The organism is Sphingomonas sp. NPDC019816, assembly GCF_050274375.1.
Lineage (GTDB): Bacteria > Pseudomonadota > Alphaproteobacteria > Sphingomonadales > Sphingomonadaceae > Sphingomonas.
The window spans coordinates 1-8,217 of the sequence record NZ_JBNNOB010000151.1; the positions used below are offsets into that span (position 1 = coordinate 1).

Below are 8,217 nucleotides of genomic sequence, written 5' to 3' on the forward strand. Positions count from 1 at the left end.
TCCCTCACAAACCGGACATCGCATTCCATCCTCCCTGTTCCAAATCACCAGAACGAAGAAGAACCCGAAAAGCAGCCACGGTGAACAGTCCCCCTTGCAGGGGAGGAATTATAGATACTTATGCCCCCAGCTTCTCCAGCATCGACGGCGTCAGCACCTGGGGCAGCACCTGCGGCTCCTTCGCGCCCGGCGCGTAGTAAAGGTATAGCGGCACCCCCGCCCGGTTATGCCGCTCGATAAACCGTCCCAGCACGGGATCGCCATCGGTCCAGTCGCCGACCAGGACCGCCACCTTGTTGCGCGCGAACGCATCGCGGACCGAGGAGCGCTCGATCGCGGCGGCTTCATTGACCTTGCAGCTGAGGCACCAGTCGGCGGTGAAATAGGCGAAGACCGGCCGCCCCTCCTTGCGCAGCGAGTCCAGCTTTGCCTCGGTGAATGCGGTGTCGGCCGCCGACTTGGCGATGGCGGCGGCGGGCTTGACCGTCACGACGATCGCGACCGCCAGCACCAGCATGACGAGCGCGGGCCAAAAGGCGCGTCCCTTGCCGCCATGCTGGCGCAGCCCCGTCCACCAGAAACCCAGCGAGGCGAGCAAGGCGGCGGCGAGGCCCAGCGTCATGCCGGTCACCCCCGCCTCCTGCCCCAATATCCAGGCCAGCGCGAGCGCGGTCAGGAACATCGGCACCGACAGGATATGCCGCAGCCGCACCATCCACATTCCCGGCTTGGGCAGCCGCCGCCGCAGCGCGGGGATGAAGCCGATCGCGAGGAAGGGCAGCGCGATACCGATCCCCAGCCCGGCGAACACCGCCAGCGCGGCGGCGGCGGGCAGCACCAGCGCCGCGCCCAGCGCGCCCGCCATGAACGGGCCCGAACAGGGCGTCGCGACGAACGCCGCCAGCGCGCCGGTCGCGAACGATCCCATCGCGCCCGAACGCCCGGCAAAGGCGGGCGTCGGCAGCTCGAACAGCCCCGCCAGATTGAAGGCGATGCCCGCGACCAGCAGCAGCAGCACACCGATCACGCGCGGGTCCTGCAACTGGAACGCCCAGCCCGCGCTCTGCCCACCGGCACGCAGGGCCAACAGGATCACACCCAGCCCGACACAGACCAGCACTACGCCCGCCGTATAGGCAAACGCCTCGGTCCGGGCATGGCGTTCGTCGGCCCCGCCCCGCGCCAGGCTCAGCGCCTTCAGGCTGAGGATCGGGAAGACGCAGGGCATGATGTTGAGCAGCAACCCGCCCAGTACCGCCCCCAGAAAGGCCAGCACGATCGCACCAAACCCCTTGCTCGTATCGGCGGCACCCGCGATCGCCCCCGGCTTGGCGGTGAAGGCCAGCCCCTTGCCCTCGCCGATCGACAGCACGCCCGACATCGGCCCCGGCGTCGGCACGGCGGCGGCCGGGATGGTCAGGATCGCCTGATCGCCCTGCCGCACCAGCGCCTGATCGGCGGCATGATCGATGATGCCGCTGCGATCGGGGAAGAAATAGGCGTCCTCGACCCCCACCGCAGCGGGTAGCGGCACGGCGATGCGCACCGTCTTGCCCTGGGTCTCAATCACGCCCTCGCCGCCCAGCGGCTTGGGCAAGGCCGCGCGCCAGCGGTCGAACTCGGCGCGCACCGCCGGATCGATCGCGCCGTCGCCGACCGTCAATCTGGTCGACAGGGTCTGGCTTTCGGGCACGCAGATCGTGTCGGTGCACACCAGATAGTCGAGCTTGACCGACACCGGCAGCGCGGTGCCCGCCTTCAGCCCGGCGGGCACGGACAGGTCGACGAGCAGCGCGAAGGGCCGCTCATAGACATAGTTCATCAGCCCCGCGATCTTCAGCCGTCCCGGCACCGGATAGCGAAGCGCACCCGCCGTGACGCCGGATGGCAGGGTCCAATGCGCCTCGGTCGGCAGGCCGGCATCGCCGCCATTCTTCCAGTAACCGTGCCAGCCCTTGTCGGGCGTCGCCGCGATGGCGAGCGTGACCGTCGAGCCGGCACGCGGCGTAGCAGTTTCGGGGACCAGCCGCATCGGCAGATGGATCGCGCCGGGCGCCAGCGGCGGCGCGCTGTCGGCCATGACGGGCGCGGTGGCGACCATCATGAACAGCGCCGTCATCAGGATGTAAAACCAACCGCGCATCGACCTTGCCCTATACCCGTTTGGCGTTCCATAGCGCCGCCGTTTCCGCTTTGCATCAAGGATGCCCATGATGTCGCTCCCCGTCGCGCTTCGCACCGCACTCCTCGCCTCCGCCGCGCTGCTCGCCGCGCCCGTTATCGCCCAGCAGGCCAGCCCGGAGCCCGGCCCCGCGCCCGCCAGCCTGACCAACCGTCCGGCGACGACGCCGCTGCCCCCCTTCCCCACGACTCCGCCCAAGCTGATCGTCGCGATCTCGGTCGACCAGTTCTCGGCCGATCTGTTCGCGCAGTATCGCAACCGCTTCACCGGCGGCATGGCGCGGCTGCTGACCGGAGCGGTCTTTCCTTCAGGCTATCAGAGCCATGCCGCGACCGAGACGTGCCCGGGCCACTCGACCATCCTGACCGGCTATCGCCCCGCGCATACCGGCATCATCGCCAACAACTGGGTCGACCAGTCGGTGAACCGTGCCGACAAGATCGTCTATTGCTCGGAGGACGAAAGCGTCGCGGGCAACGACCACAATAACTACACCGTCTCCGACAAGCATCTGAAGGTGCCGACGCTGGGCGAGCGGATGAAGACCGCCGATCCCCGCGTGCGCACCGTCTCGGTCGCGGGCAAGGATCGCGCCGCGGTGATGATGGGCGGCCACAAGATGGACGAGATCTGGTGGTGGGACGGCAAGACCTATGTCTCCTATGCCGGCCGCGCGGTGCCGCCAGTGGTCGAGCGTACGCGCAAGGCGGTCGCCGATCTCATCGCCCGCCCGCAGGAGGCGCTGCCGCTGCCCGGTTACTGCAAGCCGCTCGACCGGCCGATCACGGTGGGCGGCCAGACGCTGGGCACCGGCCGCTTCGCACGCGGCGCAGGCGATCTGAAGGCGTTCCGCGTCTCGCCGGCCGCCGACGCGGCGGTGCTGGCGATGGCGGCGGGCTTCGTGCAGGACATGCAGCTCGGCAAGGGGCCGGCGACCGACATCCTCTCGGTTGGCCTGTCGGCGACCGACTATATCGGCCATGCGCTGGGCACCCAAGGCACCGAGATGTGCATCCAGATGGCCGAACTCGACCGCTCGCTGGCCGGCTTCTTCGAGGTGCTCGACCAGACCGGCGTGGACTATGAGGTGATGCTGACCGCTGATCACGGCGCGCACGACATGACCGAGCGGCAGCAGATCCGCGCCATGCCGATGGAAAGCCATGTCGCGCCCGAGGCCAAGACCAAGGCGATGGCCGCCGCCATCGCGCGCGACATGGGCCTGTCCAACACGCCGCCGATCATGATGAGCGCGGAAGGCGACATCTATATCAACCGCGACCTGCCCGCCGCGACTCGCGCGAAGGTGCTTGCCGAGGCGAAGCGCCGTTACGAGGCGCTGCCCCAGGTCGCCGCCGCGCTGACCCGCGACGAGATCGCCGCGACGCCCTGGCCGACCACGCCGCCCGAGACCTGGACGCTGAAGCAGAAGGCGCGATCCTCGTTCGATCCGACCCGGTCGGGCGATCTGCTGATCCTGCTCAACCCGCGCGTGACCACGATCGAGGAGCCGGCACCCGGCTATGTCGAGACGCACGGCTCGCCCTGGGACTATGACCGCCGCGTGCCGATCCTGTTCTGGCGCAAGGGGATGGCAGGCTTCGAACAGCCGCTGTCGGTCGAGACGGTCGACATCGCGCCCACGCTGGCCGCGACGATCGGCCTGCCGATGACGGGTGTCGACGGCCGCTGCCTGGACCTCGACCCGGGCGCGGCGGATACATGTAAGCGGTGATGATATCCTCCCCGGCACGGGGAGGTGGAGGTGGCGGCGCGCAGCGCTGACGGAGGGGGGGCTTCGTCTAGGGACTAGCCCAGCGGCGATCCCCCTCCACCGCTCTGCGAGCGGTCCCCCCGCCCCGTGCCGGGGATGATTTTCAGGCCCGATCCACCCGGTACTGGATCGGCTTGAACGACCCGCCGTTCGACGCGGGCGCCGAACAGGCCGTCAGCCCGATCACCAAGTCCATCTGCGCGACGAAGCGGATATGATCCCCCGGCCCGCTGAGCGGCGGCAGGACCTCCAGCTTGCCCGTCTCGCCATTGACCGGCACATTCATGAAGCAGTTGAACGCCACCGGAATCCGGTCGGGCACCACGCCGTAAGGCTCCAGGGCGGCGGCGAGATTGCCGAAACAGCCCCGGTGGCGCGGCAGGTCGGGATAGAAATGGTCGAACGTATCGACCGAGCATGGCGTCAACAGGAAGTCGTGCATACCGACGCTATCCTCGACGATTTCCAGCATCACCCGAGAGCGATTGGAATAGAGCTTGTGCCCGGTCGTCAGTCGGATCGTCTCGGCATAATCGAGCGTGCGGCCCGAGGAGATTACCTCGTCCAGATCATCGGCGTTGAAGGCCAGAAGGTCGGCGACCTGTCGGCCGCGCGGATCGATCACCGTCAGGCTGTCGCCCTTGGCCATGCGAAACGCGTCGCCGCTACGCGGGGGAATTTCGACCATGGCCGCGCTCATGACTGCGCGCCATCGGTCTGGCCGGCATAATGGAAGGGGCAGCGCCACTCTGCATCGACGACGCGCCCGCTATACTGGCGCGCCTCGCTCATCTCGCCATGCCGCGCCAGCATCGGGTTGCGCGATCCCGCCAGCGCTTCGTCACGCACCATGATCTTTTCGCGCATCGTCTCGTATTTCCCTTGCGCGCGCAGCGTCTCGAACTGGTCGTGCAGGTTGAAGATCATCGCCGGGCGCGGAAAGCGGCGCGCCGGGCGACTGGCATGCGGATGCAGCCCCACGACGAAGAACGCCTCGCCGCCGAAGGACAGCGAGAAATGCGGGTCTTCCGGGTTGGGGCTGACCCGTGCGTCCCAATCCTGGCCCAACCAGACATCCTTGTCCGACAGCGACTGGATCCGCGCCCAGACCGCCCGTTCGAACGCCGTCTCGTCGAGTTCGGTCGGCCCGGCGAAGACCACCGCCATACTGCGGAACAATTGCGGCTCGGCGCGATACTGTTCGGCGAAACGGCGAAGCGTGTCGTGTATGCGCAGATCGTCCCAAGCGCTGGCGATGTCGCGCGCGCCGAGTATCTCCAGCGTCCCGCGCGCCATCGCCGACTTGGCACCGACACATGGGAAATCGGCGGCGGCGATATGCGCACGCAGGAGATCGGCGGATTCCGCTTCGCTGGGGTCAGCGATGGGGAAAAGGGAACTGCGAGATTCTAGCATGGGTTGGGCTAACGCGGGGGTCGGGGCCGCGTTCCCGAAAAAGCCATATCTCGCAATATATTGCCGCCGATTGCTACGGTTATTGATAAAGATCAATATCCCCACCCGAGCCCGTGATCGACGGGCCACGGGCCGAGTCGATGCTAACCGGCGGGCCCCATCAGTCCAGATTGGGGCGCAGCCACCGCGTCGCCTGCGCCATGTCGACACCGCGCCGCGCGGCATAGTCCGCCACCTGATCCTCGCCGATCCGCGCCACGCCGAAATACTCCGCCTGGCCATGGCCGAAGTAGAAGCCGCTGACCGCCGCCGTCGGCAGCATTGCGAAGCTGTCGGTCAGTTCCAGCCCGACCGCCTCTTCGGCGCCCAGCAGGTCGAACAGCGTCCGCTTGATGCTGTGCTCGGGGCAGGCCGGATAGCCCGGCGCGGGGCGGATGCCGCGATATTGCTCGCGGATCAGCGCCTCATTGGTCAGCTGCTCGCCCGCCGCATAGCCCCACAGGTCGGTGCGGACATGCGCGTGCAGCCGCTCGGCGAACGCTTCGGCCAGACGGTCGGCCAGCGCCTTGAGCAGGATGTCGTTGTAATCGTCATGGCCGCTGCGGAAGCGTTCGATATGCGCGTCGATGCCGTGGATGCCGACCGCAAAGCCACCGATCCAGTCGCCTGCGGGGTCGATGAAGTCGGCCAGACACATGTTGGCGCGGCCTTCGCGCTTGGCGATCTGCTGGCGCAGGAACGGGATGCGGGTTTCCTCACCCTCGGCGGTCAGGATCACGTCGTCACCGTCACGGCGGCACGGCCAGAGCGCAGCGACGCCGCGTGCCGTCAGCCACTTCTCGGCGATGATCGTGTCGAGCATGGCCTGCGCATCGGCATAGAGCCCGCTGGCGCTCTCGCCGACGACCTCGTCGGTCAGGATGGCGGGGAAGTTGCCCGCCAGCTCCCAGGCGCGGAAGAAGGGCGTCCAGTCGATATAGTCGCGCAGGTCGGATAGGTCCCAGTCCTGATAGACATGCACGCCCGGCTGCTTCGGATCGCCCGCCTTCAACGCCATGTCCGCGACGAAGCCACGCGCGCGGGCCTCCTCCAGCGGCAACAGGGCATTGGCCCCCTTCCCCTCGCGCGCCTTGCGGACGGCTTCGTAATCGGCCGCGACCTGCGCGACATAGGGGTCGCGCTGGGTATCGGAGACGAGCGTGGTCGCGACGCCGACCGCGCGGGATGCGTCGAGGACGTGAACCACCGGCCCCTCATAGGCGGGCGCGATGCGCAGCGCGGTGTGGACCTTGGAGGTGGTCGCGCCACCGATCAGCAGCGGCATGGTCATCCCCGCCCGCTGCATCTCCTCGCCCACCGTCACCATCTCGTCGAGCGAGGGGGTGATGAGGCCCGACAGGCCGATCATGTCGGCGTCATTCTCGTTCGCCGCTTCGATGATCTTCGACCAAGGCACCATGACGCCCAGATCGACCACTTCGAAGCCGTTGCACTGGAGCACGACGCCGACGATGTTCTTGCCGATATCGTGGACGTCGCCCTTCACGGTAGCGAGCACGATCTTGCCCTTGCCCTTGGCGCCCGGCTCCTTAGCCGCCTCGATGAAGGGCAGCAGGTGCGCGACCGCCTTCTTCATGACGCGGGCGGACTTCACCACCTGCGGCAGGAACATCTTGCCCGATCCGAACAGGTCGCCGACGACGTTCATACCGTCCATCAACGGCCCTTCGATCACCTCGATCGGCCGCGCGAAAGCCTGGCGGCATTCCTCGGTATCGTCGACGACATGCGCGTCGATGCCCTTGACCAGCGCATATTCCAGCCGCTTGGTGACGGGCAGGCTGCGCCACTCGGCCGCTTGCTTCTCTGCCACCGCATCGGTCCCGCGATAGCGCTCGGCCAGCGCCACCAGCCGCTCGCCAGCCTCGGGATCGCGATTGAGGACGACATCCTCGCACGCCTGGCGCAGTTCGGGGTCGATCGTGTCGTACACGTCGAGCTGGCCCGCATTGACGATCGCCATGTCCATGCCCGCCGGGATGGCGTGGTACAGGAACACCGAGTGCATCGCGCGGCGCACCGGCTCGTTGCCGCGGAAGCTGAACGACAGGTTCGACAGGCCGCCCGAGATATGGACGTGGGGGCAGCGCGCCTTGATCTCGCGGCACGCCTCGATGAAGTCGACACCGTAATTGTTATGCTCTTCGATGCCGGTCGCAACCGCGAAGACATTGGGGTCGAAGATGATGTCCTCGGGCGGGAAGCCGATGGACATGAGCAGGTCATAGGCGCGCGCGCAGATCTCGACCTTGCGATCCTTGGTATCCGCCTGGCCGACCTCGTCGAACGCCATGACGACCACCGCCGCGCCATACGCCATGCAGCGGCGGGCATAGTGAAGGAATGCCTCCTCGCCTTCCTTCATGCTGATCGAGTTGACGATCGGCTTGCCCGACACGCACTTCAGGCCCGCCTCGATCACGCTCCATTTCGAGCTGTCGATCATGATCGGCACGCGCGCAATGTCCGGCTCGGCGGCGATCAGCTTGAGGAAGGTGGTCATGGCGTATTCGGCGTCGAGCAGCCCTTCGTCCATGTTGACGTCGACCACCTGGGCGCCATTCTCGACCTGGCTGCGCGCCACCTCCACCGCGCGGGTATAGTCGCCCGCCAGGATCATCTTCTTGAACGCCGCCGAGCCGGTGACGTTGGTCCGCTCGCCGACATTGACGAAGTTGGTGGAGGTGTTGGTGGTCATCGTCTTGTTCCTAGCCCCTCCCCTTCAGGGGAGGGGTTGGGGTGGGGCCTGTCCAGGCAGTCAAAGGTCCGGGATGAAGGCCACGCC

General features: G+C 67.3%; 5 protein-coding genes. 1 reads left to right on the forward strand and 4 read right to left on the reverse strand.

Translation table 11 applies throughout. The features are described from left to right. Positions 1-118: 118 nt before the first annotated feature. Positions 119-2,143, reverse strand: coding sequence for a protein-disulfide reductase DsbD family protein (locus ACQKJZ_RS16670; protein ID WP_427732501.1), 2,025 nt, complete (start codon positions 2,141-2,143; stop codon positions 119-121). Positions 2,144-2,210: 67 nt separating this feature from the next. Between ACQKJZ_RS16670 and ACQKJZ_RS16675 the strand changes: the two genes are divergently transcribed. Then, positions 2,211-3,917 carry an alkaline phosphatase family protein gene (locus ACQKJZ_RS16675; protein WP_427732503.1) on the forward strand — a complete coding sequence of 569 codons (1,707 nt, stop codon included), beginning with the start codon at positions 2,211-2,213 and terminating at the stop codon, positions 3,915-3,917. A gap of 142 nt (positions 3,918-4,059) precedes the next feature. Here the strand turns inward: ACQKJZ_RS16675 and ACQKJZ_RS16680 are convergent, their stop codons facing one another. The 3 genes from ACQKJZ_RS16680 to metH all read right to left on the reverse strand — a co-directional run bounded on the left by ACQKJZ_RS16680 (position 4,060) and on the right by metH (position 8,130). Then, on the reverse strand, positions 4,060-4,656 hold the full coding sequence (locus tag ACQKJZ_RS16680) for a DUF1989 domain-containing protein (RefSeq protein ID WP_427732505.1): 597 nt from the start codon (positions 4,654-4,656) through the stop codon (positions 4,060-4,062). Beyond that, a complete protein-coding gene (gene gntA, locus ACQKJZ_RS16685) occupies positions 4,653-5,372 on the reverse strand; it encodes a guanitoxin biosynthesis heme-dependent pre-guanitoxin N-hydroxylase GntA (RefSeq protein ID WP_312488088.1) in 720 nt (239 codons plus the stop codon). Before gntA ends, ACQKJZ_RS16680 begins: the two co-directional genes overlap by 4 nt. Positions 5,373-5,532: 160 nt before the next feature. Further along, on the reverse strand, positions 5,533-8,130 hold the full coding sequence (gene metH / locus ACQKJZ_RS16690; protein ID WP_427732507.1) for a methionine synthase: 2,598 nt from the start codon (positions 8,128-8,130) through the stop codon (positions 5,533-5,535). Positions 8,131-8,217: the final 87 nt, after the last annotated feature.

Excerpts from the sequence above, each read along its gene's own strand:
- metH (WP_427732507.1), bottom strand. The coding sequence starts at position 8,130 with ATGACCACCAACACCTCCACCAACTTCGTCAATGTCGGCGAGCGGACC.
- ACQKJZ_RS16670 (WP_427732501.1), bottom strand. The coding sequence starts at position 2,143 with ATGCGCGGTTGGTTTTACATCCTGATGACGGCGCTGTTCATGATGGTC.
- ACQKJZ_RS16675 (WP_427732503.1), top strand. The coding sequence starts at position 2,211 with ATGATGTCGCTCCCCGTCGCGCTTCGCACCGCACTCCTCGCCTCCGCC.
- ACQKJZ_RS16680 (WP_427732505.1), bottom strand. The coding sequence starts at position 4,656 with ATGAGCGCGGCCATGGTCGAAATTCCCCCGCGTAGCGGCGACGCGTTT.
- gntA (WP_312488088.1), bottom strand. The coding sequence starts at position 5,372 with ATGCTAGAATCTCGCAGTTCCCTTTTCCCCATCGCTGACCCCAGCGAA.